The organism is Chitinophaga sp. CF118, from assembly GCF_900112615.1.
Lineage (GTDB): Bacteria > Bacteroidota > Bacteroidia > Chitinophagales > Chitinophagaceae > Chitinophaga.
Window position 1 is genome coordinate 1,961,281 of record NZ_FOMK01000001.1, and the last position, 26,523, is coordinate 1,987,803.

20 protein-coding genes and 2 tRNA genes are annotated in these 26,523 nt (G+C 39.7%); 10 read left to right on the forward strand and 12 right to left on the reverse strand.

The window, feature by feature from the left end; genetic code table 11:
* Positions 1–108: 108 nt before the first annotated feature.
* From BM176_RS07710 to BM176_RS07720, 3 genes are read right to left on the reverse strand one after another with little or no spacing between them, the layout of a single operon-like run.
* Entirely contained in the window at positions 109–1,227 is a 1,119-nt protein-coding gene (locus tag BM176_RS07710; protein ID WP_090101250.1) for an HlyD family secretion protein, read from the reverse strand.
* A 47-nt stretch (positions 1,228–1,274) separates the two neighbouring features.
* Positions 1,275–2,645 carry a TolC family protein gene (locus BM176_RS07715; protein WP_090101252.1) on the reverse strand — a complete coding sequence of 457 codons (1,371 nt, stop codon included), beginning with the start codon at positions 2,643–2,645 and terminating at the stop codon, positions 1,275–1,277.
* Positions 2,635–3,258 carry a TetR/AcrR family transcriptional regulator gene (locus BM176_RS07720; protein ID WP_090101254.1) on the reverse strand — a complete coding sequence of 208 codons (624 nt, stop codon included), beginning with the start codon at positions 3,256–3,258 and terminating at the stop codon, positions 2,635–2,637. Before BM176_RS07720 ends, BM176_RS07715 begins: the two co-directional genes overlap by 11 nt.
* 1,898 nt (positions 3,259–5,156) lie before the next feature.
* On the opposite strand from BM176_RS07720, the gene BM176_RS07725 reads away from it, so the two are divergent.
* From BM176_RS07725 to BM176_RS07735, 3 genes are all read left to right on the forward strand, one after another.
* On the forward strand, positions 5,157–6,056 hold the full coding sequence (locus tag BM176_RS07725; RefSeq protein WP_090101256.1) for a carbohydrate kinase family protein: 900 nt from the start codon (positions 5,157–5,159) through the stop codon (positions 6,054–6,056).
* Positions 6,057–6,151: 95 nt separating this feature from the next.
* Positions 6,152–7,252 carry a carbohydrate-binding family 9-like protein gene (locus tag BM176_RS07730; RefSeq protein WP_090101258.1) on the forward strand — a complete coding sequence of 367 codons (1,101 nt, stop codon included), beginning with the start codon at positions 6,152–6,154 and terminating at the stop codon, positions 7,250–7,252.
* Between the two features lies 1 nt (position 7,253).
* A complete protein-coding gene (locus BM176_RS07735; protein ID WP_090101260.1) occupies positions 7,254–8,339 on the forward strand; it encodes a family 10 glycosylhydrolase in 1,086 nt (361 codons plus the stop codon).
* A gap of 1,448 nt (positions 8,340–9,787) precedes the next feature.
* Here BM176_RS07735 and BM176_RS07745 read toward each other — a convergent pair.
* The 5 genes from BM176_RS07745 to BM176_RS07765 form a co-directional block, all read right to left on the reverse strand.
* A complete protein-coding gene (locus BM176_RS07745; protein WP_090101264.1) occupies positions 9,788–12,238 on the reverse strand; it encodes a glycoside hydrolase family 31 protein in 2,451 nt (816 codons plus the stop codon).
* Positions 12,239–12,289: 51 nt separating this feature from the next.
* Positions 12,290–13,837, reverse strand: a complete 1,548-nt coding sequence (locus tag BM176_RS07750) for a RagB/SusD family nutrient uptake outer membrane protein (RefSeq protein WP_090101266.1) — start codon at positions 13,835–13,837, stop codon at positions 12,290–12,292.
* Between the two features lie 24 nt (positions 13,838–13,861).
* Complete coding sequence (locus tag BM176_RS07755; RefSeq protein WP_090101268.1) at positions 13,862–16,822, reverse strand: SusC/RagA family TonB-linked outer membrane protein; 2,961 nt, start codon at positions 16,820–16,822, stop codon at positions 13,862–13,864.
* Positions 16,823–17,292: 470 nt separating this feature from the next.
* On the reverse strand, positions 17,293–18,897 hold the full coding sequence (locus BM176_RS07760; RefSeq protein ID WP_090101270.1) for a DUF6377 domain-containing protein: 1,605 nt from the start codon (positions 18,895–18,897) through the stop codon (positions 17,293–17,295).
* A gap of 26 nt (positions 18,898–18,923) precedes the next feature.
* Positions 18,924–19,961: a helix-turn-helix transcriptional regulator gene (locus BM176_RS07765; RefSeq protein ID WP_090101272.1), complete on the reverse strand. Its 1,038-nt coding sequence runs from the start codon at positions 19,959–19,961 to the stop codon at positions 18,924–18,926.
* Positions 19,962–20,038: 77 nt separating this feature from the next.
* On the opposite strand from BM176_RS07765, the gene BM176_RS07770 reads away from it, so the two are divergent.
* Positions 20,039–20,647, forward strand: coding sequence for a hypothetical protein (locus BM176_RS07770; RefSeq protein ID WP_090101274.1), 609 nt, complete (start codon positions 20,039–20,041; stop codon positions 20,645–20,647).
* On the opposite strand, the gene BM176_RS07775 is transcribed toward BM176_RS07770, so the two are convergent.
* The 3 genes from BM176_RS07775 to BM176_RS07785 form a co-directional block, all read right to left on the reverse strand.
* Positions 20,648–21,358 carry a phytanoyl-CoA dioxygenase family protein gene (locus BM176_RS07775; protein WP_090101276.1) on the reverse strand — a complete coding sequence of 237 codons (711 nt, stop codon included), beginning with the start codon at positions 21,356–21,358 and terminating at the stop codon, positions 20,648–20,650. It abuts the gene before it with no gap.
* An 80-nt stretch (positions 21,359–21,438) separates the two neighbouring features.
* A complete protein-coding gene (locus tag BM176_RS07780; RefSeq protein ID WP_090101278.1) occupies positions 21,439–22,503 on the reverse strand; it encodes a DNA polymerase beta superfamily protein in 1,065 nt (354 codons plus the stop codon).
* Positions 22,493–23,257 carry a nucleotidyltransferase domain-containing protein gene (locus tag BM176_RS07785; RefSeq protein ID WP_090101280.1) on the reverse strand — a complete coding sequence of 255 codons (765 nt, stop codon included), beginning with the start codon at positions 23,255–23,257 and terminating at the stop codon, positions 22,493–22,495. Before BM176_RS07785 ends, BM176_RS07780 begins: the two co-directional genes overlap by 11 nt.
* A 481-nt stretch (positions 23,258–23,738) precedes the next feature.
* Between BM176_RS07785 and BM176_RS07790 the strand changes: the two genes are divergently transcribed.
* The 6 genes from BM176_RS07790 (at position 23,739) to BM176_RS07810 (ending at position 25,775) form a co-directional block, all read left to right on the forward strand.
* Positions 23,739–23,811, forward strand: a tRNA-Ile gene (locus tag BM176_RS07790).
* 55 nt (positions 23,812–23,866) lie between these two features.
* Positions 23,867–23,939: transfer RNA gene (locus tag BM176_RS07795), tRNA-His, on the forward strand.
* 28 nt (positions 23,940–23,967) lie between these two features.
* Complete coding sequence (locus tag BM176_RS32125; protein WP_143097746.1) at positions 23,968–24,147, forward strand: hypothetical protein; 180 nt, start codon at positions 23,968–23,970, stop codon at positions 24,145–24,147.
* Between the two features lie 46 nt (positions 24,148–24,193).
* Positions 24,194–24,700 carry a hypothetical protein gene (locus BM176_RS07800; RefSeq protein WP_143097747.1) on the forward strand — a complete coding sequence of 169 codons (507 nt, stop codon included), beginning with the start codon at positions 24,194–24,196 and terminating at the stop codon, positions 24,698–24,700.
* Between the two features lie 30 nt (positions 24,701–24,730).
* Positions 24,731–25,441: a metallophosphoesterase gene (locus tag BM176_RS07805; RefSeq protein WP_090101283.1), complete on the forward strand. Its 711-nt coding sequence runs from the start codon at positions 24,731–24,733 to the stop codon at positions 25,439–25,441.
* Between the two features lie 133 nt (positions 25,442–25,574).
* Positions 25,575–25,775 carry a hypothetical protein gene (locus BM176_RS07810; protein ID WP_090101285.1) on the forward strand — a complete coding sequence of 67 codons (201 nt, stop codon included), beginning with the start codon at positions 25,575–25,577 and terminating at the stop codon, positions 25,773–25,775.
* 202 nt (positions 25,776–25,977) lie between these two features.
* Here BM176_RS07810 and BM176_RS07815 read toward each other — a convergent pair whose 3' ends face one another.
* Positions 25,978–26,316 carry a hypothetical protein gene (locus BM176_RS07815; protein ID WP_090101287.1) on the reverse strand — a complete coding sequence of 113 codons (339 nt, stop codon included), beginning with the start codon at positions 26,314–26,316 and terminating at the stop codon, positions 25,978–25,980.
* Positions 26,317–26,523: the final 207 nt, after the last annotated feature.

Consider the following 26,523-nt stretch of genomic DNA (forward strand, 5'->3'; position numbering starts at 1 on the left):
TCAATTAACGAATGTTCAATTACGAATTACGATGTGCGAAGAATAAATCCAGTCTGAGAGTAGTACCAATCCGTAATTCGTAATTGATCATTCGTAACCGATTATAATTTAGTCAAGGTGAACATCAACCACCACATTCATACCAGCACGAAGCTGTTTCACTTCAGGTTGTTTATCGGGATTCACAAATTCAATCTTCACAGGCAGACGCTGTACCACTTTCACGAAGTTTCCGGAAGCGTTATCAGGAGGCAGTAAAGCGAAGCGGGCACCGGTAGCAGGAGAGAAAGAGGTAATCTTTGCTTCCAGTTCTTTACCGGGGAATGCATCCACATGCACCCCTACTTTCTGACCTAATTTCATTTTATCCAGCTGAGTTTCCTTGAAGTTGGCAACTACCCATATATCGCTTGATAATACTACGCTGAACAATGACTGACCAGCCTGTACTAACTGACCAGGCTGTACGTATGTTTTAGATACTTCTCCATCTTCCGGAGCAGTGATCACTGCATAACTCAGTACTAGTTTAGCATTGTCAATTTCAGCCTGACGTTCTTTGATAATAGCTTTGGCTGCATTGATCTGCTCTGCAGTAGCATTGCTCTGTGTAGCTACAGCAGAAGTCTGACGGGAAGCCACGTTCTTCTGTTGTGTCAATACATCCAGCTGGCGTTCTGCAGTTTGTTTTGTTGCCAATGCCTGCTCGTATTGCTGTTGTGTAATTGAATGATCTTTGATCAGGTTGTTATAACGTTCGTAATCCTGATTTGCACGCCATACATTTACTTTAGCCGCCTCTATCTGTGCACTTACTGTTGAAATATTTGCTTCTGAAGAAGAGATATTAGAACGGGCTGAATTTGAATTGGCAACTGCCACCGCTACATTTGCTTGAGCAGCAGCCAGTGCGGCTTCTGCCTGTTCCAGCTTTATCTGCAGATCTCTGTCGTCAAGGATGATCAGGGTATCCCCTTTTTTCACACGTTGGTTATCTCTTACACGTACTTCTTTCACATAGCCTGTAACCCTTGGAATAACCGGGCTTACATTAGCTTCAATCTGCGCATTATCAGTTTCTTCATGGTGTTGTGCGTGAATGTATTTGGAGATGCCAAAAGTACCACCACCTATAACGAGGATAGCCAATACGATGATGAAACGGAAGTTTTTTTTCTTAGGCGCTTCCTGCGAATTATGTGTAGCGGTAGTTGATTTCGTTTCCATATAGTGTATATATGATTGTTAGACTGTTACTATTGATTAATTTGTTTCTATTTACCAGATTCAACCGGGCCTGATTCATTCAGAACACCAGCTGTTTCAAGCAGCTTTGTATAAGCAACCATTGCATCTGCTTTTGCAAAAGCACGGTTCAGTTTAGCCTGTACATTGGCCACATCAGCTTCCAGCAGATCGGTGGTAGTAGCCAGGTTATTTTCCTGTTTGTTCTTTACGATCTTATAATTCTCTTCCGATTGATCTATTGCCCGTTGATACATATCTATCTTCTTCTGGTTCACCAGGTAATCCTGATAAGCCTTGTTAACAGAGATATGAATATTATCTGCCAGCATCTGCTCGTTCACTTTTACTTCCTGCAGCTGCACTTTTGCTTCTGCTACTTTTGCACTGTTCTTCCAGAGAGAAGAAGCAGAATATTTTACACCGATACCAGCATTCAAAGCGTTGGTTACTGTTACAACATTTGGAATAGTCAGTGCTACATAACCACCGGTAAAAGCTACTGAAGGATAGTAAGCTCCTTTAGCGGCCCTGATACCAGCGTTTGCAGCTTTTTCACGGGCATCGAGCGCTGCGGCATCTTTTCGGTTCTGCAATGCCAGTTGTTCCCATTCCGCCACGGCTTTGCTACCAGCTGGTAAAGGCTGATCAAAAGCATTCATATCGATTTCCAGCTGAGTACCGTCTGCTAATCCCAGGAGTAAATTCATACTGATGTTTGCCAGCTTCAAATTACTTTCTGCTTCCAGAAGTGATACTTCTACATTTGATTCCTGAAGCTGTGCTTTTAAGAGATCATTACGGGCCATGATACCATTCTTTTCAAGGTTAGAAAAGTCGGCCACCCGCTGCTGCTGCTGTTTCAGATTTTCCTGAACAAGTGCAACTGCCTGTTGTGATTTATACAGGTTGCTGTATGCATCCACAGTGTTCTTTATAATTGCTTCACGATCTTTATCAGCGTCAAGTTTTGCTGCTTCTGCCAGATAATGGGCAGATGCTTTCTGACTTTGAATAATGAACCCTGAGAAAATGGGCACCGATACAGAGGCCATAGCATAGGCCACCTGGTTCACCTTTGGAGTAGAACCTCCACTGCCAGAGCTATCACTATTCAACTTCAGTTTCAGATCCACGTTGGGCTCATTAATTCTTAAGTAGGATGCTGATACATTTACATCCGGCAGTTGCTGATTGTTGGCTGTTTTAACAGACGCAAGCGCTGCATCTATTTTCGCCTGACTGAGTTTTAATTCTTTGCTGTTCTGAATACTAAGCGTTATGGCCTCTTTCAGAGAAAGGGTTTTCTTGTCCTGTGCCCGGCTGCCTGAGTATGATAATATCAGTAATACGCCTGCCGTCAGGGACCATAAACGCCTGTATGTACTATTAAGCTTCATGGAGTAGAATGGCTTTAAACAATTTTTTTAAATAGGTGCTTATATGTATAATTAAGTGTTGTTGCAATTGCTCGTCAGAGAGATCTTCCAAACCAGCCAAACGCTGAAAGTGATGCTTGGTCGACATTACATGATTGATTGTACCAATAAGTGTGCTCACCATCATCATGGTATCTACCTCATTAAATACCCCGGCTTTGTGTCCTTCATTAATGAAGCCTCTGATCACATCATATACTTCTTTCTTGTTTTGATGGATGAGATCATTCACATTAATATCTGTCTGAATCTGCGCCCGCATCATGATCAAATGAAAACAGGGATTGTTCATCACTCTGTTAACATATGTATCAACCAAACGATCAAAACGATCAATAAATGACTTTGATGAATCGTGTAAGATATCTGCCAATTGTAATTTCCAGCTATAGATCCGTTTGATAAAAATAGCCTCAATCAACTTTTCCTTAGATCCGAAATAGTAAGATATCATTGCTATGTTAACATCCGCCTCATGTGCAATATCCCTGACAGAGGTTCCATGGAACCCCTGAGAGGCAAACAGCTTTTCTGCCGCATCCAGGATTGATATTTGCTTTTGATTGTATTCCATATACAACAATTGTATTATGGGTGCAAAGTTAAACAAACATTTAATTTAATCAAACGATCGTTTAAATTATTTGGAATTAAATACATTTTTAAGCTGATTTTAAGGCTTTTAGGAAGAAGGACAACCGAGTGGACTAAATGATTATCAGCAGGTTAGCCAACATTTTGTTAAAATAAAAATATTTTGAGCTGGCTTGAGCAAGGACAGAAATAAGCTAAATGGAGAAAATCACCGATCTCAAATAATATTTTCAGGTGATATTACCAAACAATCGCATGTTATAAATTGGACAGGTAATCGATTACAATGAAAAATGAACAAAAAGATAAATGAAGAATCATAATGAACAAACTGGAATCATTCTATCTCAACTTTTCATTTTATTTTTGATCTGTCAAAATAGTTGTTCACCCTTTACCTGGTTGTTTCATATGAAACGATTATTTGTTAACCATTTTACAAACAACATTATGTCTTCAGTTAATCACATGCAAAATCTATTATCAAAGGATCAAATATCACATGAGCACATCCTTTTCAATGGATAATCATTTCTGAATAAAATCAGCACAAAACTTATTCCAATTTGCTCCGGAAATTCCGGTCCTGACCATTTCGTGTTTACAAATGACAGGAATCATCCATTGTTTGTTCATAGGACGTTGCATAATGTCCGGTGCTGATTTTTTTCTTCTTCATTTAGGTTGACTTTTAACGCCATGAGCGCTTTCCAGCGCTTAGGCCCTTTTATGTAACGATCAGATTGATTGATGATGTGGGCTGATTGATTGGAGATGTGGGTACTGGAGTTGCGGATTATTTAATTATTAAGGGGTGAATACAGGTGCGATTAAGAATGTAGAAGTTGGAAGCATATCAGGTGATTCCAGATATACTCAGCTGTTTTTAAATATGCTGACGAGTTCGAATTAAATCAGATGAATCCTGATATGCTCAGATGCTTTTAAATGTGCAGACGAGTTTGAATCTAATCAGATGATTCCTGATATGCTCAGATGCTTTCAAATATGCAGACGAGTTCGAAATCAAATCAGATGATTCCTGATATGCTCAGATGCTTTCAAATATGCAGACGAGTTCGAAATCAAATCAGATGATTCCTGATATGCTCAGATGCTTTTAAATGTGCAGACGAATTCGAATCAATGATTCCAGATCATATGTCAAACGATTTTAAGGAAACTTTTTGCCGAAATCATTAACCCGGAATGCTTTCCAGTCTTCCGGCTTCTCTAAAGACAAGTAAGTAACAAACTAGAAATATAATATCCCGGGATGTTATCCAACATCCCGGTTTTTTTCCTCAAAGCCTATTTCAAATAGTTGTAAATCAGTAAATTTGTGAAGTAGCTTATATAATGGTTTTCTGACTGGTTGTAATGGCTTTCATCTCCTTCCCAGCCTCTTCGTTTACCATCTTTTCTATAATAAGCTTTAGGGTCGATTTTTTGTGCCACAAAGTGTAATAGCGATTCAGGACTAATATAAGTTACTAGTGTCTTCGGGGAGAGTTCGGAGTGACTTCTGGGTTTGGACGTAGGTAGAACACACCTTGAACACAGGTTGATCGGGGTTAGATCGGTTAATACCGTCCAACCACTGTTCAACGTATGTTCTACCCCCAATGCAAATAACCACTCTCCCTGAACTCTCCTAAATTATTATAGCTTGATTTGAAAGCCCGCCTAATATGATTTTTGTCTGAATTTAAGGACTTTCATACCCGTTTGTGAACCCCGTTATTCCGGCAAATTTCAGGATAGCCTCTACGATTTAAAGACTTTCATACTCATTTGTGAACCCCGTTCATGTAGGTTCTATTGTATCAGGTTTGAATCTCTTCTATTTAGGCTAAATTAGCATTCTATATTTTGCGTATGAAAACATATAAAGTAGTCTGCTTTGGAGAATTACTCTGGGATATATTACCAGATAAAACATTACCTGGTGGTGCACCTATGAACGTTGCTTATCATCTTCACCGGTTATCAATAACAACTACATTAATATCCAGTCTTGGAAATGATGATCATGGCAGAAAACTGCTGGATATCCTGAAACATTACGAACTTAACACAGATTATATACAGACAGATGAACAACACGAAACCGGTAAAGTGTACGCCCATGCTGCAGGTAATAATGAAATGAAATATGATATCGTACAGCCGGTGGCATGGGACTATATAAAAGTTGCACCAGGACAACAGGAGCTGATGCAGCAATCAGATAATGGATATCTTGTATTTGGCAGCCTTGCTGCCAGGAATAATGATACACGGAAAACATTACTGACTTTACTAACCTTAATGGACAGCGACCGCACCTTTGTATTGGACATTAATTTACGCCCTCCTCATTATGACAAAAAAATAGTAGGTCTCCTGTTACAACATTGCAACATATTAAAGATTAATGAAGCAGAACTGGAACTTTTGGGAGAATGGTATCAGTTGCCGAAAAACCTGGAAGAGAGGCTGAAGGCCCTCAGTAACTTCTTCGTTATTCCAACAATCATTACCACCCTGGGGGATAAAGGAGCTGTACTATTGCAACAGGATAGTTTTTATCAGCACCCCGGATACGCAATAAAAGTAGCAGATACCATTGGTAGTGGAGATGCTTTCCTTGCCGGTTTCTTATATAGCACAATCAACAATCGCCTTCCGGAAGACGCACTGGCTTTTGCCTGTGCAATGGGGGCACTTATCGCTACCTATCATGGCGGTTGCCCCGATTACCAGGTAGCGGAAATTGCAGCACTGATGAATGCATAAAACTCATCAATAATTAAAATTCGTAGTTCATCAATACTTTCAACCATTCATTGAAAAAATATAACTCTTTGGGTTAGCTTTTTTATATTTATACCATGTCTCAACTTATTCGTCATGTGCTTACTGCATTGGGAGTAGTATGTCTATCCCAGGCTAATGCTCAGCTCAAGCCTGCTTACATAGCGCCCAGGCAATATCACTGTTATCAAACGCTTACTCCCATTAAGCTGGATGGGAAACCGGATGAAAAGGCCTGGCAACAAACGGCCTGGAGTGATGATTTTACCGATATTGAAGGTGATAAACAACCAGAACCGCCCATGCGCACACGGTTGAAAATGCTATGGGATAGTCGGTATCTCTACATTTTCGCTGAATTAGAGGATGAAAATATATGGGCGACCCTGCATCAGCATGATACCATCATCTTCCAGGATAATGACTTTGAAATATTTGTAGATCCTGATGGAGACACCCATGAATACTTCGAAATAGAAATCAATCCACATAATACAATAATGGATCTCTTTATGCCCAGGCCTTACCGCATAGGCGGTGATGCCCTCATGAACTGGGACACAAAAGGTATGCTTACTGCAGTACATATTGATGGTACACTCAACAAACCAGGTGATAAAGACAAAAAGTGGACGGTAGAAATGGCCATTCCTTTCAGCGCATTTGGTTTCTACAATCAAAGAACAGCAGGCCCAAAAGACAGCTCATCCTGGCGTATTAACTTCTCCCGTGTAGAATGGGATGCGGATATCGTGAACGGTCAATATGTTAAACGTCGTAATAAAGCTACGGGCAAACCATTACCTGAACATAACTGGGTATGGTCTCCACAGGGTATTATCAATATGCATGCACCTGAAAAATGGGGGTATCTCTTTTTTGTAAAACAACCCGCCGGCAGTCCGGATATTGCATTACCACTACCTGCTATGGAACAGGCCAAAGAGTACCTTTGGCAGATTTATTATAAGCAACATGAATATATACGTGAGCATGGCCGCTATGCATCTACACTTGCAGCCTTAGGCTTACCCGACGAAACTGTTAAAGAAAACGGGTTAACATATTCATTGCAACTGGAAAGTATTTCCAATCAGTTTACAGCTACCATACGCGCTGAAAACGGGAATGAAAGCTGCTCTATCAACCAGGAAGGAAAAATATCTCAAAAGCATTAACATGAATAAACGTAATTTCCTGAAATCAGTAGGATTGGGAGGTCTGGCCATCATGCAGCCAACAATACCTACATTGGCATTGAAAGCAAAATCAGTATCCGGACCAACTGGCACTGTCAGGCATCGCGTATGGATCAATCCAAACGAAAAAGATACTGTTCAGGATCTGTTGAAACTATATACCTCTTATAAAAAAGCAGGCATTGGTGATATCTTTTTCGAAGCAGACAGTGAGAAACATTTTAAAGCAGCAAAAGATAGTGGTCTGAAAGCACATCGCTGGATCTGGACAATGAACCGTGGCGAAAAGGAATTACTGGCAAGTCATCCCGAATGGTATGCCAAAAACCGCAAAGGAGAATCATGTGCCACGCATCCTCCATATGTAAATTATTACCGCTGGTTATGTCCAAGCAAGCCAGAGGTAATCAACTATCTGAAAGAACAGGCAGAAGCGGTACTTTCAAAAGATTACGTAGACGGGCTTCATCTGGACTATGTAAGATATTGCGATGTAATACTACCTGTGAATCTGTGGAGCAACTACAACATCGATCAATCAAAGGAATTACCTGAGTATGATTTCTGCTATTGTGATACCTGCAGGGAAAAGTACAAAGCCCTCAAGGGAAAAGATCCACTGGAAATCGAACATCCGGATCAAAGTCCTTCCTGGAGAAAATTCAGGTATGACCGCATCACCAATGTCGTTACTAACCTTGCAGCAGTAGCAAAACAACATAAGAAGCCAATATCTGCAGCTGTATTTCCAACACCGGAAATAGCTAAACGTATTGTACGGCAGGATTGGACTAATTGGCCGCTCAACGCTGTTTGTCCAATGATTTACCATGGTTTTTACAGAGAAGATGTTTCCTGGATAGGAGATGCTGTGGCTGAAGGAGTAAGAGGATTGGATGGCCGTTTCCCTTTGTATGCCGGTCTGTATCTTTCTGATTTCAATGGCAATATGGCTGATCTGGAAAAAGGAGTAAGATTGTCAATACAGAATGGTGCTGCCGGGGTATCCCTCTTTGGAGGAGTAACGCCGGAAGTGTTACAGACTTTGCAAAAAGCGGGTAGCTAATAATACATTTATTAAAATTTTGCCTGGAGGATTGAGCATGTAATGCGCAGGTTCTCCAGGCATTTTTATTGTTTCTTAGAAAGGGTTCAGGCACTAAGAATAGTGCCTGCTCATTTATATGTGTTCATTAACTAAGAAAGCCTCCTTAACGAAAAATGCGTTCAGGTTATCCTTGCTACTTACAATTGTAATCATTCATGAAGTAGAAATTCCAGGCACTAAGAATAGCGCCCGTTTATTTATGTATAACCATTAACCGATGAAGCTCTGTTAACCATAAAATATTTTTCAGATTATCCCTTCCGATCTTATTCACAAAAGGAAAAATTCAGGCACCAGGACTAGTGCCTGTTTATTTACAATCGTATGCTCGATAACCCATATCATTTAATAAGAATTTATAATCCCTCAATTTTCATTTATGTTTATAGATATTGGAAACCGTTCCTTAAGATCTAATTAACCAAAGAAAAATTATCAGCCCCATAGATGATATTTACAAAGGCTACTAACTGATAAAGAATAAATGCCAGGTACTAGAAATAGTACCCGGATTGCCATATTGAAATATTAACCCTAATCTATGTAGCCTAATTGCTTAATTCGTTAACACCAGCATGCGGACTTTAAATGTTTCATCCCTTTACCATTATCATTAAAAGTTTCAGAAACCAGAAATACTTTCCGGTTACGAATCTTTAGACGTTTATGAGTAACGATTCTACCAGACAGCACGAATTTGATCACCAGAAACATTACTGATAATAAGCACCCGGAAACCAAGAATGGTTTCCGGTTAACTCCTAAGAACAATTCCAAAACCACGCATAATAATTTAACATTCGCACATACAGGAACAGGCTTTAATAAGAAGGTTGATCTTCCTACATTGCCTCACATCAATGCGCATAATTATCTGTTATATCAAGACAATAAAAGGCCGGGAACCAGGAAAAGTTCCCGGATCTGCATTGATTTTATAACCCCTGTGTTAACGAAAAAATATTGTTTTCAGAGACAGACTGTCGCCATCACACCATACATATTACTGGTGTGTTAAATAATAATTGTGTAAATAATAATTACAACAACCGGCCTACTCTAATAAAGTCTTTGGATAATTTATAACTGTAAGTTTATTTTTCATTTCGTATAGGTTTAGGTCAACAAACAAAAATGACCTTAGTGTTTAAAAAAATCGATTACAATAGATCAACAACAATTCAAAAGTAAAATATAGTTTTCATGTAGCCCTATACCATTCTGTTCATTTTCATTTCTTCAAAACCATTTTGTTCAGTGCAGATTCGTTGCAGTATTATTTATTAAAGAATCTCATAAAAAAAGATCTGGTCATTCCTGTACTTCAGAAATGACCAGATCTGTTAATAATGCTTATTCCCGGTGGAGACAAACCAATACTGCCTCCAACCGGGCAATAAGCTGCATCAAAATTCCACCACAATCCTATCCGCACTATTTTTTATGTCCAATGTATGTACCTGACATCTGTCAGGCGTTGCATACCCACCCTGTGGATCGAAACGGGAAATAGGTGTGAGGAAATTAATGCCTGAAGATTGTAATGCCTGTACAGCACCATTCACTTTTAATTGTTGCAAGGATGCAAAACCATGTAATACCAGCTTAATATTATTGAACCTGGAAGTGTAAGAACCCTCTGCTTTTTCAAGCGTAAGCTGATGATCATACCGGATAGTACGCTTGTAAAACCCACCTTTCTCATAGTTGTAACTCTCTCCATCATCTTCATAATAGACTATTGAATTGGCAATGTCTCCTTTGTATACATGCAGGAATAATGTATCAGCCGGCTTTTCGGCAGTAGATTGAATCAACGTTTGCATAGGAATAATACTACCTCCTTTTACAAACACCGGCATTTTTTGCAGACTTAGTGGAAAGATCTTTTTCTGACCACCTGCCTGCAATTCATCTGTATACAGATTATACCAGTTGCCTGTTGGGAAATAGATCTCTCCAAAGTCTTTCGTACTCTCAAAAGGTGCTATCAGAAATGCTTTCCCAAACAGGAACTGATTCTGGTAATGAGGATCATATATATTCGCATCATGAGTATAATCAATCGCCAGAGAACGCATTACAGGCATCCCATTTTGTGAGGCTTCATAAAATGTGCTATAGATATATGGTAATAACCGGTAACGCAGATTAATATAATTTCTGGTAATCTCCAGTACCTCTTCTCCAAATGCCCAGGGTTCAGCTGATTTTGTATTTACACCAGTATGATTTCTGAAATATGGGATAAAAGCACCCAGTTGCATCCAGCGTGCGTAAAGCCCTACTGAAGGATTGCCTGTGAAACCTCCTATATCCATACCTGTAAATGCTACCCCACTAAGGCCCAGACTATTCAAGAGCCTTACCCCAGCCAGCATATGATCATCTTCTGCCCGGTTGTCTCCAGTCCAGATAGCTGTATAACGTTGTAATCCTGCATACCCGGCACGCGTTAATATGAACGGTCTTTTACCCGTCAGTGAACGGGCACCTTCATAGCTGGCTCTTGTCATTTCCAGTCCATATACATTATGCGCCTGCTGGTGTGTGGTAGCATGACCATCAAAATCGAACAGAACATTATTAGGCATCTTCTGCCCCCAGGTGGCAATTTCATTCATATCATTCCAATATCCTGATACGCCATTATCCACATAACTTTTCATTTGTGTCTTCCACCAGTTACGTCCCTTCTCACTTGTAAAGTCTGCGAAATGACACCAGCCTGGCCAAACCTGGCCAGTGTATAATTGTCCGTCAGCATACTTTAAAAATACATTTTCTTTTACGCCATCTTCATATGCGGCATATCCTTTCTCCACTTTAATACCAGGATCATTGATCACAGTAATTTTAAAACCCATCTTTGATAGCTGTGCATTCATAGCAGCCGGATCTGGAAAGCGTTCTTTATTCCATGTGAACAGTTTATACGCATCCATGTAATGAATGTCCAACGTAATACCATCTGCCGGAATTTTCTTTTCTCTCAATGTTTCTGCAATACGTAACACTTCTTTATCCGGATAATAACTGTATCTGTTCTGCTGATATCCCAGGCTCCAGAGCGGAGGCATATGCATACGTCCGGTTAATCCCGTATATGCATCAATGATACCTGCAATCGCAGGGGCATAAATAAAATAATAATTCATCTCCCCATCTCTTGCTCCAAAAGAAGAGAAGCGGTTATTGCTGGCTCCAAAGTTGAAGTCACTCTGATAAGTGTTATCAAAGAAAATTCCGTAGTTAAGTCCGTGATGCACACCTATATAAAATGGGATAGTACTGTACAACGGATCCTGATCTGCCCTGTATCCAAATACATCAGAATTCCAGTTGGTATATGCGCTTCCGGAACGATCCAGGTTACCATTTTTTTCTCCCAAACCAATAAACCGTTCTCCTTCCTGTAATTTCTTATAGGAGGTCACTTCATTACCTACCCATGAAGTGGTTAATCCTTTTTCATCTTCATTGATAAGGGAGCCTTCCCGGGTATAAAAAGCAATGGAGAAAGGCCTTTTCGTAATTCGTGTCTGCAAAGAATCTGTAATAATGATAATATTCCCTGCATCTTCTTTTATGCTAGCTTTTACAGCTACAGGTTTTTCAATAACAGCATACGAGAAATCATCCACCGGTTTTTCATGGGTAATTCTCACTCTTATTACACCTGCGCTATATACTGTGATCTCTGCAAATGCGGCAGTAGTAGTGATCTTCACCTCTCCACTACCAATATGAACACTTTTAACATCTCCTACATTCACTACGCTTTTTTGCGCAAAGCTGCCTCTACCGCATAATAGCCCATAGATGACTATTATAGCAGTCAATATTTTTCTACTCATAAATAATAATTATAACTCCGGCCAGTCATGGTACCGGCCGGAGCTGCTTAATTAATACCCAGGATTCTGTGTTAGATTTTTGTTAACAGCCAGATCACTTGTAGGTATTGGGAATAACAGATATCTAGGATTGTCAGAAGGTTTCAGCTGCCAGGTATCGAGGAATTTACCGAACCTGATCAGGTCTTCCCGGCGCCAGCCTTCCCAGTAAAGTTCACGACCTCTTTCATCAATTAGTTTATCCAGATCGATACTTGCCCAGGTAGTTGCACCACGGGTTACACGCAGATTATTCACGATCAGCAATGCACCAGCTGCATCTGAAGTACGCAATAATGCCTCTGCTTTCATTAGCAAGACATCTGCATAACGTAAGAAGACATAATCGTTCTGAGCGTTATTGCTACTTTTGGTTTCTTTTGATGTCATATCCGGTGGATATTTTACCACACGGATTCCTGTAACTTCAAGTGTTGCAGCATCCGTTTCCTGTAAATTCACTTCCCTTGTAAAAATCAGCAAATGCCCTTTTCTGTCTTCCAATGTTTTTCCTCCAGCGCCAAATTGCTGACCTACCAGGAATCCAACTTTTAAGCCGGTTACATCTGTAACACCGGTAAAACTACCACCTCTGCGGGTATCTGTTGCTTCAAATTTATCGTAGAAATCGGATATAGTAGTATACCCGTTCCAGCCACTTGGGTCCTGGTTGTAATGCAGGGTAGGGGCCCAATGACAAAACACAGCGTTACCACTTCTAACGGTACTTAATCCAGGACCATTCTGCTGTGTAAAGATATTTTCTTTAGACACTGCATCATTGTTATAGGAAAAGTTGTTAAAGTAATTTGCGGTGAGACTATACTTACCACTGGCTGTAATTTCATCTGCAAGTGTTATCACCTTTTGCATATCAGCCGCATCAAATGTGGGCGTTTCTCTGTTCAGGAAAGCTCCTTTGTTCAGATAACATTTCATTAGTAAAGCCTTTGCTGCATTCTTATTAGCGGTATAAGCTGGTACATCATCTCGCAGATCGGGCGTGATAGCTGTCAGTTCGCTGATAATATAATCTATAGCTTCCGCAGCAGTAAACACTTTGGGAGCATTCAGCAATGTATCACCAGGTGCCCGGAAAGGAACCTGTCCCCATCCATCCAGTACAGTAAACATGGCATATGCTCTGATGAAACGTGCTTCTGCAGCCTGTTCTGCTGTAGGCTGGAAACTTAATACGTTGGTTGCAAGGAATTGTAATTGCAATATATTGGAAAACGTATTTCCAATAAATGTATGGTCTGATGTCCAGTTATGGAGTTTCAGAGAACGCCATACACCATTATCATCCCAGTCACCGCCACGTGTAGGGGCAACTGCTTCATCGGCAGTCATTTCCTGCAAAGCCCAGTAGTTTGACTGGTCCTGGTACGGCAACTGTAAACCATCGTAAGCAGATTTCAAAAGTGCAGATACCTGGATAACAGAGTCTGCCTGTGAACGTGTGAGCGTGGAACCTAGTTTCTCATTCAGCTTTGTGCAGGATGCCAGTCCACTTCCTATCACAAAAGAATATATGACGAATGCTTTATTAAAACGCATAAAAGTAGTTTTTAGATCGGTGAATTATAAAGAGAAGTTGATACCTGCCAGGAAACTCCGGGCAGTAGGATAAGGAGAGTACTCAATACCAAAAGAGGTAACACCATTAATACTCTTATCTGTATTCACTTCCGGATCAAACCCTGAGTACTTCGTAATGATAAACAGGTTTTGTCCTGTTACATAAATAGAAGCACCCTTGATCACCTTTCCAATATTTCCGATATTATAACTGATAGTGGCATTATCCATTTTCAGGAAGTCGCCTTTTTCCAGGTAACGGCTGGATACAGTGATAGGATTAGACAGGGCTTCTTCAGTGCCCACCAGGTTGGCTGTAATATTTCTTGAACCAAGGTTTCCAATTGGCAATACGGTATTGGCAGTATTGTTATATACATTAAACCCATATGCACCATGCATATTCACACCCAATGTCCATTGTTTATAATTAAAGGAAGTAACGATACCAAGCATGGTTGTAGGATTAGGGTTGCCAATGAAATACTGGCTGTTACCATTATCAGCATATTTACCCTGTCCCTTATCATCAAAGCCGAGGAATTCTCTTACATAAAAAGAGTTCAACGGTTTGCCATTAGCAAGTCTTTGTGCATAAGCATTTGATACGCCCTGTCCACTGATAGAACCTGTTAATACCGGAGGTCCGTCATAATTTTTGAGTTCATTATTCAGGAAAGTAGCGTTTACTCCTAAATTCCAGGTAAAGTCTTTCCTGGCGATCACGTCTCCACGTAATACAACTTCCACTCCCTTATTGATAACATTTGCCGGCAGGTTGATCCAGTAATTGGATGCTGGTGCTGGCTGAATGGTAGGGAAATTAAAGAGCAGGTTTGTTGTATTCTTGCGGAAATAATCCAGACTACCGTATAACCGGCCACCGAAGAAGGTATAATCAATACCCGCGTTCAGTTGTTTGGAACTTTCCCATTTCAGATTAGGGTTAGCTACATTGCTCAGGCTTGCACCTCCGTTTGAATTGAGGGTATATTGCTCCTGCGCAGCACCTGCGGGAAACTCCTGATTACCGGTAAGTCCCCAGCCAACACGCAATGCCAGTTGATTGATTGTCTTATTACCCTTCAGGAAATTTTCATTGCTGATATTCCACTTTGCTGCAAAGGAAGGGAAATAACCATATTTGTTATTTGCACCGAACTTGCTGGAACCATCTGCCCTTAAAGTAGCAGTCAGCAGGTACTTATCAAGAAAATTCAGATTGCCCCTTCCGAAATAAGACTGTAACTCTGATTTTGGATTCCGGAAAGAGGAAAGGAAAGTATTTGTCTGAGAAGGATTCTGTAATATATCAGTGTACTTCAGCTGATCTGTAGTGAATCCCAATCCGCCAAGAGCTCTACCCTTGTAGTCAAATCTCTGGTATTCATATCCCACTACTGCACTCAGGTATAAGGCTGTTGTAACCTGCTTGTTATAGTTCAGGGTATGTGTATATAATTGAGAAGTGAGGGTGTTATTACCATAATAAGCCTGACCATTACCAAATACCTGGTCAATATTTATGAAAGATGCAACCTGTGTTTCTCTTTCACCAACCTGATGGTTAATACTGTAAGTAAAACGGTATTCCAGGTCTTTGGTGATCTTGTAAAAAGGTGAAATGCTACCAAGGATACTATTGATGTTTACATTGTCATCATAGGCTGCAGACATAGCTTCCGGATTGATAGCAGAACCTACACCCAGGATATTAAAAGAGCCATCAGCTTTGTGAAGTGCCAGCGTGGGGTTCCATTGCAATGCCTGCCCTACCAGACTACCAGTAAAGCCCGCATCGTTGGTAATAGGGGCGATCTGTTCTGTAGTATGTGCAGCTTGAATAGCATAGTCAATGCCTAATTTTTTACTTTCCAGGAATTTAAACTGTCCGTTCAGATTCACTGTATATTTCTTTAATCCTGTTTTCTTTACGATACCCTGCTGATCCAGTAAACCAAAAGAAGCTCTGTACACACTATTTTCACTCCCTCCGCTAATACCCACATTCATGTTCTGGGTAGTACCAGTGCGAAGAATACTTTCCAATCCATCTGAACTGGAGCCCTCATCTCCACTGGTAAGATTGTAATGTTTCAGTGCATTTCTGTAACCATTGGCATCCAGTACATCCAGTTTTTTCATGATCTTGCTTACTCCAGCAGAATAAGATACATCAAGGCGGGGAGCGCCTACCTGTCCTCTTTTGGTGGTAATGATCACAACGCCATTGGCACCTCTTGCACCGTAAATAGCAGTAGCAGACGCATCTTTCAATACGTCCATCGATTGAATGTCGAATGAGTTGATAAAATTAAGCGGGTTGGCATCCGGTGTCTGACCTAGGCCGTTTGCATTTACTGATGGTTTGGCAGTACGCCCATCCAATGGCATCCCGTCTACTACGTACAGCGGCTGATTACCGGTCCTCACAGAGGAGTTACCCCTGATCCTTACGGTAGTAGCACCACCTGGCGCTCCACTGTTATTTACAACCATCAGGCCGGCTACTTTACCCTGGATCAACTGATCGGGGGCAGTAACAATGCCCTTATTAAAATCGGCGGACTTAATAGAAACAACGGAGCCGGTCAGATCCTTTTTACGGGCTGTACCGTAACCTACTACTACCACATCCGTCAATGTGGTACTTTCTAATTTCAATGAAACAGCAACCTCTGTTTTGCCAGAAATGGGTACCTCCTGTTTTACATAACCTATGTAGGAAACAATGAGGGTAGTGGCATTAGCTGGTATATTCAATTTAAAAGTACCATCTACACCTGTTGAAGTACCTATACTGGTACCCTTGATTTGAACGGTGGCGCCAGGAACAGCAGCGCCGCTTTCATCCGTTACCTTACCGGTAAAGGGTGTTGTTTGCGCCTGAGTACTGGCCATACCTGCCAGGAGCAGTAGAAGCGAGCATAACAGACACATCTTGCGGAATAGAAGATTCGTCATAGAGCAGTTTTTATTGGTTTGTGGAATATTGATGCCTGAAGGGAACAGATTCAGAACCGGCAGAATAATCTTGCCGCTCCAAACGTGGAATAAATCTTTTAATGGGTCTCTATCTAATATCTACTGACCCTGTTTACACTTTGCTTTAACAGAAGATTTATCAATAATCGAAAGTTTGTGAACTGTGCTTTCATAACTGAAATATTAATCAACGTGGTGGCATTTACGATGCCTAATGATTCTGGATTGCAACAACTTATATGACAAGTGAATGATTGTTGCCACTAATGGGTCAAAGTAAATCAGCTTTAAACTAGTTAACAATTTATATGGTCAATATATAGAAAATATTGGCTTGAAAAGGGCTTTATAAGCAAATAATACATTGATTATCAATCACAATAGTTCATATTAATACATTTAACATATAACGTTAATACCAGCAACTCTTAACATTAATATACGTTCGTTTACATCGCTTTTATATCCATCAGGCGTTCTTCAAATTCTTCCTTGGGAATGATTGCCTTATTCTTGATCTTGGTTTTATAGGTATAAATAGTGTTGATCGAATATTCTAAGATTTGAGCAATTTTTACATTGTCACTGATTCCAATTCTGATAAGAGCAAAAATCCGGAGATCAGTATTCAGCAATTCATTATCCTTGAGTTTAATCTGATCTTCTTCCCGGAAAAAAGAATTAAACACACTTACAAAATTTGGGAAGATCTTTAGGAAGATTCTATCGAAATTACGGAACAATTCTTCACGTTCCTTCTTTAAGTCGATATTATTTACAAGATATTTCACTTCTGCATACCTATTATCGGTTAATTTCTGATCAGCCAGCTTCTTAAACTTCTTTATTTTATCGAGATAAGCAGAATTTACCTGGAAACAATAGCCGATATATTCCTCCTTGATCGTATTTGCCTCCATCAGCTTGTCATTAATTTCCTGTTGCAGGGCATGAGCATCTGTAATTACTTTTTGCGCCGTCTGCAATTTTTTATACTGCCTTAAAATAATCACAGCCAACCATACCAGCACTAATAAAAGGAGGGTGACAATAGCCGCGTATACAAACAGTAGTTTCTTCTGCCCTTCTACCGTATTGATCTTTTCACTTTCTATAATCGGCAGGATAGCGCTTACCTGCACTTTCCGGAGACGGGCACCATAAAAGGAGGCATCGGCAACGGCGTATTCAATATAGCGTGAAGCATGTTTTACGTCCTGGTCTTTAAATAACAAGCCCGCCAGTATAAACATTGCGGTCGTTTCTTTGGTACTGGAAGTGATATCCGCAATAGCTGCGATTGCCATCAGGCTAATTGCACTATCCTTTTTGCCAGTACGGATGTAGATATTCCCGAGAGAAGAGGTAGCAATGGCCACCTGATGCATGGTAAGATCTTTATGGGCTACTGTAAGGGTATAAAAATACCTGGCGCTATCCATATTCCCCTTCTTCTGATACATCAAACCATAGTTGTAATCATAATTGAATGAGTGTGGTTTAAAAAGTATCAGGGCAGAATCCATATAATTATTCCCCTGCTTGGTATAGGCTGGTGCAAAATACTGATCACTGCTATAGTCAGACAGGTCATAATAGTATCTGCCCTTTAAAGTATAATATTCTGCCTTTATGGTATCCGGTAAGGCGGCGACATCAATAGTGGCCAGGTAATCGCCCGTTTCTTTGAACATACCTGATGAGAGCAGGACGAACCCCAATTTGATCCCCGCATAATTGATTCTTGCCGGATCATTCATTTGCCGGGCAAGCGCCTGCAATTGTTGTGCGTAAGCAAAAGCCGAATCATATTTAAAAACCTTGTACTGCTCATACAATTGTTGGCAGAGCGTATACTGTTCCTGTAATGACAAGTGGGCATTTGGGTATAAAGCCTTTCTTAATATATCAATCTGTCTGATTTTTTCAGCATCAAAGACAGGAGCCTTTTCAATTGCGCGGTTCAATTGATTCAACAAACTATCATTCCCCGACCGGGCATAAACACTCCCTGCAACTAATAGTAACAACAACCAGATATACTTACACTTCATTAGTTCATTTTTGTGGAATCAGCTGATCATGGAGTTTGGAAGTCTCCGTTCTCACTATTATAATTATATGCTCCCTGCTTTAGCTTCTTATAGATTCTTTTCCGCAACATCTCGGGCGACAATACCCGCATACCTTCTGCATAACCCAATATTTCTCTTTCCAGCTCAAAATTCACCTGCACTTTCAGATTGATAATAATTCCATCCCCCGACCTTTCAATAACTTCCTGGGAATGGTGCATCGGTTTAGTCATTATGTAAGGCGCATGTTCGTTACTTACAAACACCTTTACATTATTAGGCCGCAGAGATCGTCCTACCGTAACACCTATCACATCTCTGTAATATTCTGACGGGGTGATCTCATCATTCTCAATATATGATGTATTATCCACTATTTCCAGTTGCCCAATCCTGTCCAGAGCCAACGTCAGGATTTGAAGACCTTCTCCTTTAACTCCTACTGCAAACCAGCGATTTTTATATTCTTTAAGCCACCATACATGAAAAACAAAGGATGCTTCCTCCCTGGCCTTGAATGACTGGTAAGTCATGAGTACTGCCTTTTGCTGTATGATAGACTGATAAAGCATTTCAAGATGTTCCAATCCTTTCAGACGGTCATTCTTTTCAAAATCAATCACTGACGGGGAATGATGTGCGGCAGCATACACGTGGTCTTCCAGTTTTTGCACCACCTCATTTAAACTACTGAAATGAGAGAAGCCTTTGAACTGTTTCAATACTTCAACCGCTTCATTCATACGTCCAAGATCCTGCTCATTTAGCGGAATGTTTGTGATACTATAAGTGGCATCCTCATAGGTATAATATTTTTTACTTACAACAATGATTGGCGCGTTATACCCCAATTTGTCACTCCGCATAAGCTGGATATCGGACTGTACGGAACGCCGGCTGATTCCTTTATCAATCCCTTCATAGTCATACAAGGCATCAGAAACCGCATCTATCAGGTTCTCCAGCGTCCACTTTCTGCGACGGTTCCTAAGGCAGGCATCAATCGTTTTGTAACGGATCAAGGCATTTTTGTTGGCGGGCATTCATGAATTTTTCAAAAAATAGGAAAAAAAATCTGTTGCGCAAAAAATCTGCGCACTTGCTTTGACCCATTTAAAAAATGAATTTAAAACCACGGATTTCAGGGATTTCCCAACCCGGTAAACAGGCTTACATTTATAACATGCTCAAATATGGCATTATTGCATTTTTCGTTGTGCTGACATTTGCTATCGGCGTCTACTTCTTTCTTGCCTACAGGCTCGATACTATTATAGTATATGACAGGGAAGCAGCCTATATCAATGTTGGCAATCATCTTTCCGTAAAGCCGGAATTCATGATCAACAAAAATAAGGAGTTACGGGTGTTCCTTGACTTTCAGAATGTACATGAAACTGCTATGATCCAGCATCTGAATGTAAAGATCAGCTCCTCCCGGAAAGAATCGCCGTTGTTATCAGTCTCTACAAATATCAACGACAATAACGCCTACGCACTTACATTTCCTCAGTTGCCAGAAAGTTGTAAACTGGTACACCCGGTATACCCATCCTCTTCGGGAACAATTACATTTGCATTTGATACACATAATATCAGCAGCAGTAACTACTTTGTTACAATTGAGGGTAGCATCCTTACCAATCCTAATCAACCACCTACTTCTTTCAGTAAGGAAATAGATATAGAAAAAGAAACTGTATTGAGTGAGAGAACCAGGTTGTTTTAACTACATGGCTTCAGACCAGCATAACGGAGCCGGTAGTTGCTGATTACTGAATTCTAAATGCACAACCCTTCTTTTATGATTATTATTTGTTCGGCTTGATGCATGTAATAGCAATGGCCGCATTATCATGACCCCTCCTTTTAGAACATTACAGACTACTTCCGATTCTACCCTCCAGTCTATCGTTTCTGCGCGGTAAATCCCCTTCCTGTGTGATCCGGGTATTATTCTAAGTGCACCATTGTTTTCATCAGTATCATCAAGATGAATCCTGATGGTAAAATTATTTTCCAGGATAGATAAGGGTGGTTGCACAGCATATTGGTTTTGCTTAACTGACCAAGGGCCATAACCTGCTACCTCCGTTTTCTGATTAACAGATATTGTCAGATCCTGATGATAAGCCACAAACCAGTTAGAGTCTCCAGGCTTATCAAAATAAATAGATTTTACAACGCCATAACCATCTCCGAAAAGTTGTGCAATGATCTCCCACAACTTCCGGTTAAGGGTTAAAGTTGCTGCTGCTGGTATTTCCTTGAGAAACTGACGGATTGCAAAAAGATCTTTTGTTTTACGGAAAGTTTCTTTTGTACTGTCTGCCTGTTGAATAACATTGATCAGATGTTCTGTTTCTTCTTCAGTAAAAACGTTATTGATTACCGTGAATCCAATTTTTTCGATCTCCTCTTTGTTATTGATAACGTCCATGTGTCGAAATATTCCTGATTAAGAATTCAGTCTCTCATAAAAATAATAAATTATTGTGGACCATTTATCCTGATGGAGCTCTAATAAAACCCTTCTCTTATCTGTATCAATATTTCCTCCGCTCTTTTTGCATCTGGCAAATCAGGGAGATCTGACCGCAGGTATAGTTCCTCTATTCGTTCCAGCTTTTCTGCTACCATTTTCAACAGGTCTTCATATTCAAACTCACCACGCCTGATGCTTAATAGAAAATCTCTATCGCTTCTCTGCACAATTACTTTATGCTCCGCTGCAATTTCTTCCGCCATACTTAATAATCGAAAAGTATGCATCATATTTTTTGCATCATAGTTCTTTCCATGGGAAAGGGTATTCTGATACCTGTCTTCATTCCGTTTCTTTACCCATTCCCAATATTCAAAGTATTCCTTACAGTATACAGAATAACCGTCTTTGTTGAAATTCATTACTGCCAGGGGAGCAATATCCCTCGGTATTGAACTAAGCTGTACATCGTTCGCATTTATACCCGATATAATACCTTTCAATTTTTCATTCCCTCCAATCTGTTCCTGGTGATATAGCAAGTATACATCCTTAAAATGTGGCAGATTTGTTAGTCCGCAATCTTCCTGTAAATAGGCACGCTGAATTAGCCACTGTTGAAGAGGAACACTGCCATTCCCTTCAACTACAAAGCAAAAATCAAGTACTGTTTTCTTTTCCTCATCTACGGGTCGGTGGATTTTTTTATTCAGTCCTTTTGCTTTTTTAACCTGTGTGGCTGCATAACCTGCAAAAGTATCTTTACATAGTTTAGAGAGAAAATCTGCAGGCCGGATAAGTGACATTAAAGGATGACGGAAGAGTACACTTTCTTCAGGCGTACCAAGGAGTTCCAGGATGTTAGGGTTATTCTTACTCAGCAGATCTATAAATCTGGCAATTTCAAAATATACCTCATCATTAGTTTCGTTGGATAATTGTGGAGCCACACTCAATCCATATAGTTCCTTTTGAGGTAACACAAAAATGCCTTTTATATCCGTATCTGATGCTGGCAGATGTAACTGTTGTGCCCTGCTGCCACTAATACATTTTAGCAGAAGATGTTGAGGTTCGGCAATTAATTGCTCAAAGGTCATTGCTGCTTATATATTTTCTGAATAATAGATCTAACTCCTGCGTATCGTTTTGCAATGCCGGTCTGTCTTTTGATTGTTCCTGACAGTAAGCCAATGTAGTTGCAATCCATTCCTGCAATAATAAAACAGGTGTAATTGTTCCCTTTTCATCCGCTACCTTTTTCTTTTCCAGCAGATCATCGATAACTGTATGCCACTGCTCATCTGTAACAAGTGTTCTCAGTTGATCAAATTCCATTGGTGGTACGGTGCGTTTTTCTATGATCCACAGTGCAGCAAGCAGGGGTCTTAATGCATAGAAGTACTTTTTCATCTTTATCATTTCTCCCTGCAGATCATTTTCAAACGTATTTCTTGCCATGGAAATATAATGATGACACCCGGCACGACTCGAAAAATAGGAAGAAGCCAGGCTAAAGAACTCTTCCTTAAATCCACCATATTCTTTGTAGATAACTGGCGATTGCAACCACTCATAAAGTGGTGCATTTGATTTCAGGAATAATTGCAGCGCCTTTCGTATATCCCATCCGCTAATATCCAGCACTTCATTAACAGGTATCTCAATAACATCTTTTCTTTCCCTGATACTAAGGTAATCTGCAGCTGGCCGGGCATAAATAAAACGGACATCATAATCACTGTCTGGCGATGCAAATCCCCAGGCCCGGCTTCCTGACTCACAGGCGTACAATATTTTTACCTGCTGTTCCTTCTCAATAGATAACAACTTGTCTATTATTACACTATTCATAAATAATCCTATTACTATTGAACAAAATATAAAAATTTGAATTTTTATCTCCATAAAATTTGTTAATATCAAAAAAATAGTGTCACCTTTGCATCGTTAAAATAAGCATAAGAACAAATGAAACGCATAAACGTACATATACATCTGATCAGTTGTTTTAGCCTGGTAATGGGCGAAATAAGCTGCGGGGTAAGTTATGCGATAGAATAAGTTTAAATAAACGAATTCAATATAACATAAGCCCTGCAAGAAATTGCGGGGCTTTTCATTTTTAAAACAATTGAACATTTGAGTATACAATTCCAAAACATACCATTCGAAATAATGCCTGATATACAATTATCATGCATAAGCCATACGTATGCAATCAATGAAGTGCATATGAATTATCAACGACCTTTTTATACCTGGCCATAAGTAAAATTATGAGCTCTGAATATAAGCCCGGTCGTTTATCACGACCGGGCTTTTTTATTTTCATTGGCCTGTAGCTCAATGGTGAGAGCATCTGCCTTATACGCAGCAGGTTACTGGTTCGAATCCAGTCAGGCCAACGATTTACGGAATAGTGAAACTGATTATGACGATCTGATTCCGGTAACCAATATGGTGTTTGTAGTTTAAGGGTAAAACAACCGAATGTGAATCGGTAGTTGAGGGTTCGAATCCCCCAAACACCCCATAAAATAATTCATCTAAAAATTAATGATATGCACTACATGTACGATCAGATTTCGAATAAAATTATTGCAGATGCAGGAACATATTCCAGTTCTATATGTGCATCTGTACCAACAAGAGTAAACTGGGTGATCCCTCTTGTTGATACAGATTACCGGCTAATAGAAACTGTTGGTAAGCATTTACCGGCATTGCAGTTATCTGGATAGCTATAATGCACCCTTTACAATTTTATAATTATCTAAATCGAAACCTTTGAAAATCTCAATGGGCCATAAGCAGGCAGTAGAAAAAATTAAAGTATGGTATTTAACCCGGTTGAGGGTTACTGAGCGTAATGTTAGAGGTACTGAACCCTTTACACTCTTCTACAAGATGACACAAAAAAAGCAGGAGAAAATCACAGAAAAGATCAACCTGCATCCATTAGAAATACCTGTATTATTATTCACTATCCGTGCTGGTGAATATATCATAAATACTTCTGAAAGGTTTGTGAAGATCACTCCCACAAAACATGAATCAGTTTACTATGATGAATTTGAAAGCTTTATATACTATAGTCCCTTACGTTGGGAGGAGGAACCCCACAAATCAAAAGAAAAGAAATCTCAGCTGGCAAAACCGAAACTATACATTGAACTGGGGCTTAAAAAAACATCCAAAGAAATTATCATCTGGAAAATTCCAAAGGGAGATGACCTCCACTCATTTTGGAATGTCACCAGATCGGCAGATACAATTCGAATAGAGTCAACGTAAAATTTATAATAATAAATAAATCTTTTTAAAATGATAATGATAGGTGATTTACATGGAGAGCACTTGAATGTTTTAAATAAGATTCTCCAGCTCGAAATAACCAATACTCCCTTTATACAAGTAGGGGATTTCGGATTAGGGTTTCATGATCTTCATCGCGATATTAAAACTCTTGCAGAACTCAATAAATTCTTTGAGATGCATAACAATACACTTTATATCATCCGGGGAAATCACGATAATCCTTTCTTCTGGAATCACCGGCATGAGTTACAGTTTAAGCATATAGTGCTTGTACAGGATTATGAAAAAATAACTATTGAAGATCAGAAAATACTATTCATTGGTGGTGGTATTTCTATCGACCGGAAAAACAGGACACCTGGTAAAGATTACTGGGCTGATGAAGAATTTGTATTTAACCAGGAATTACTAAACAATGCTTGCACTACAGGAATTGATATGGTAGTTACACATATTGCTCCTGACAAAGCATGGCCTTACACCTTTACGCCTGTTGTAAATCACTATGCAAGCAGGGAACCAAATTTAAAAGCTGCATTACATCAGGAGCGCAGCAATATGACGATGGTTTATGAGCAGGTAAAGCTAGCTGGTTGTAAGCAATGGTATTACGGGCATTATCATCAATCTAAAATAGAAGAAAAAGAAGGTCTGTTGTTCCAGTGTCTGGATATTAATGAAATGCACCGGCCTTCAATCCGTGCTGTTTCTGATTAAAGATTCTAATTTGAGGCATAGAGAAATATGTATTCCGGGTTTCTTTCCAGAAATCCGGTTATTTTTCTCAAAATATTATACACTCTTGGGCAATGTTAAAAATTTGGTTAACTTCTGTAAATAAAAGAAATATATGACACGCGTTAATCTTGCGAATGATAAAGGGCAGAGAGCTGCGGTGCTAATTCCACGGAAGAAATGGAACGATCTACAAAAAGATTTAAAGGTATTGGGGCTTCTGTCGGATTTAAAAAAATCATTTCAAGAAATGGAGCTTCATAGTAAAGGCAAATTGAAAAGTCCTACGGCTAAGCAATTGTTATCCCAATTATAGTCATTACTTATGTAGTTAGTTTTCCTTCTCTCTCTGAAATTCTTCATTAATTATTTAACCACGAATTACGAATAGTAATTCTTTTCCAAAGATTCTTAAGACTTCATCCCCTCTCACTAAAAATATACTTATATACTCAGCCTGTTCCCCCTTTCAGAGAAATAACTGGAAAAAATAATTTGGGGCTACTAAAACCAGTGTCTTACTCCATTTCGTTGCTCTGAAGTGTCAAAGAGAACTTATTCCCCATGTTAATTTTCACACTCTTTCCCTTCATCCACCTTTTAATGTCCTCATTGTCTGAAAGCACCTGGAATAAATCCCGTGCAATAGCAGAGCCTGCGAGATCATTCGTAACACGTCCATTAATGATTTCGAGATTAAAGCTATAACCGGATTTCTCCCTGTTGCCTATAGCTTCAAATTCTCCCTTACTCATTTCAAAAACCTGGTCTCCTGCAATTGATCTTTTTAATAAGATCTTAATAACAGAAATAAACTTTCCCCAAAATGGTAAATACTTTCCTACCTCGTTACCCATAATTTATTTTTCTTCTGATAATGTATAGCTACGTGACCTAATTAATGAACAAATCCTCTCTTAAAAAAAAGCCTTGACGAAGTGTTTCTGATTGTTTACAAACGTTGGTTGATAGTTTATGTCTTAAGCGGCCTTGTACTTTCCGGATGGATAATCAACTTGTGCTGATTACAAAAATACTCCTATTAAATGAAAAAGGGTTTTAAC

What these genes read in the sequence shown, in the direction of transcription:
- BM176_RS07725 (WP_090101256.1), top strand. Translation starts at nt 5,157, where the DNA reads ATGAAAACATATAAAGTAGTCTGCTTTGGAGAATTACTCTGGGATATA.
- BM176_RS07720 (WP_090101254.1), bottom strand. Translation starts at nt 3,258, where the DNA reads ATGGAATACAATCAAAAGCAAATATCAATCCTGGATGCGGCAGAAAAG.
- BM176_RS07760 (WP_090101270.1), bottom strand. Translation starts at nt 18,897, where the DNA reads ATGAAGTGTAAGTATATCTGGTTGTTGTTACTATTAGTTGCAGGGAGT.
- BM176_RS07765 (WP_090101272.1), bottom strand. Translation starts at nt 19,961, where the DNA reads ATGCCCGCCAACAAAAATGCCTTGATCCGTTACAAAACGATTGATGCC.
- BM176_RS07805 (WP_090101283.1), top strand. Translation starts at nt 24,731, where the DNA reads ATGATAATGATAGGTGATTTACATGGAGAGCACTTGAATGTTTTAAAT.
- BM176_RS07775 (WP_090101276.1), bottom strand. Translation starts at nt 21,358, where the DNA reads ATGGACGTTATCAATAACAAAGAGGAGATCGAAAAAATTGGATTCACG.
- BM176_RS32125 (WP_143097746.1), top strand. Translation starts at nt 23,968, where the DNA reads ATGCACTACATGTACGATCAGATTTCGAATAAAATTATTGCAGATGCA.
- BM176_RS07770 (WP_090101274.1), top strand. Translation starts at nt 20,039, where the DNA reads ATGAATTTAAAACCACGGATTTCAGGGATTTCCCAACCCGGTAAACAG.
- BM176_RS07815 (WP_090101287.1), bottom strand. Translation starts at nt 26,316, where the DNA reads ATGGGTAACGAGGTAGGAAAGTATTTACCATTTTGGGGAAAGTTTATT.
- BM176_RS07810 (WP_090101285.1), top strand. Translation starts at nt 25,575, where the DNA reads ATGACACGCGTTAATCTTGCGAATGATAAAGGGCAGAGAGCTGCGGTG.
- BM176_RS07780 (WP_090101278.1), bottom strand. Translation starts at nt 22,503, where the DNA reads ATGACCTTTGAGCAATTAATTGCCGAACCTCAACATCTTCTGCTAAAA.
- BM176_RS07755 (WP_090101268.1), bottom strand. Translation starts at nt 16,822, where the DNA reads ATGACGAATCTTCTATTCCGCAAGATGTGTCTGTTATGCTCGCTTCTA.
- BM176_RS07735 (WP_090101260.1), top strand. Translation starts at nt 7,254, where the DNA reads ATGAATAAACGTAATTTCCTGAAATCAGTAGGATTGGGAGGTCTGGCC.
- BM176_RS07750 (WP_090101266.1), bottom strand. Translation starts at nt 13,837, where the DNA reads ATGCGTTTTAATAAAGCATTCGTCATATATTCTTTTGTGATAGGAAGT.
- BM176_RS07710 (WP_090101250.1), bottom strand. Translation starts at nt 1,227, where the DNA reads ATGGAAACGAAATCAACTACCGCTACACATAATTCGCAGGAAGCGCCT.
- BM176_RS07715 (WP_090101252.1), bottom strand. Translation starts at nt 2,645, where the DNA reads ATGAAGCTTAATAGTACATACAGGCGTTTATGGTCCCTGACGGCAGGC.
- BM176_RS07785 (WP_090101280.1), bottom strand. Translation starts at nt 23,257, where the DNA reads ATGAATAGTGTAATAATAGACAAGTTGTTATCTATTGAGAAGGAACAG.
- BM176_RS07730 (WP_090101258.1), top strand. Translation starts at nt 6,152, where the DNA reads ATGTCTCAACTTATTCGTCATGTGCTTACTGCATTGGGAGTAGTATGT.
- BM176_RS07745 (WP_090101264.1), bottom strand. Translation starts at nt 12,238, where the DNA reads ATGAGTAGAAAAATATTGACTGCTATAATAGTCATCTATGGGCTATTA.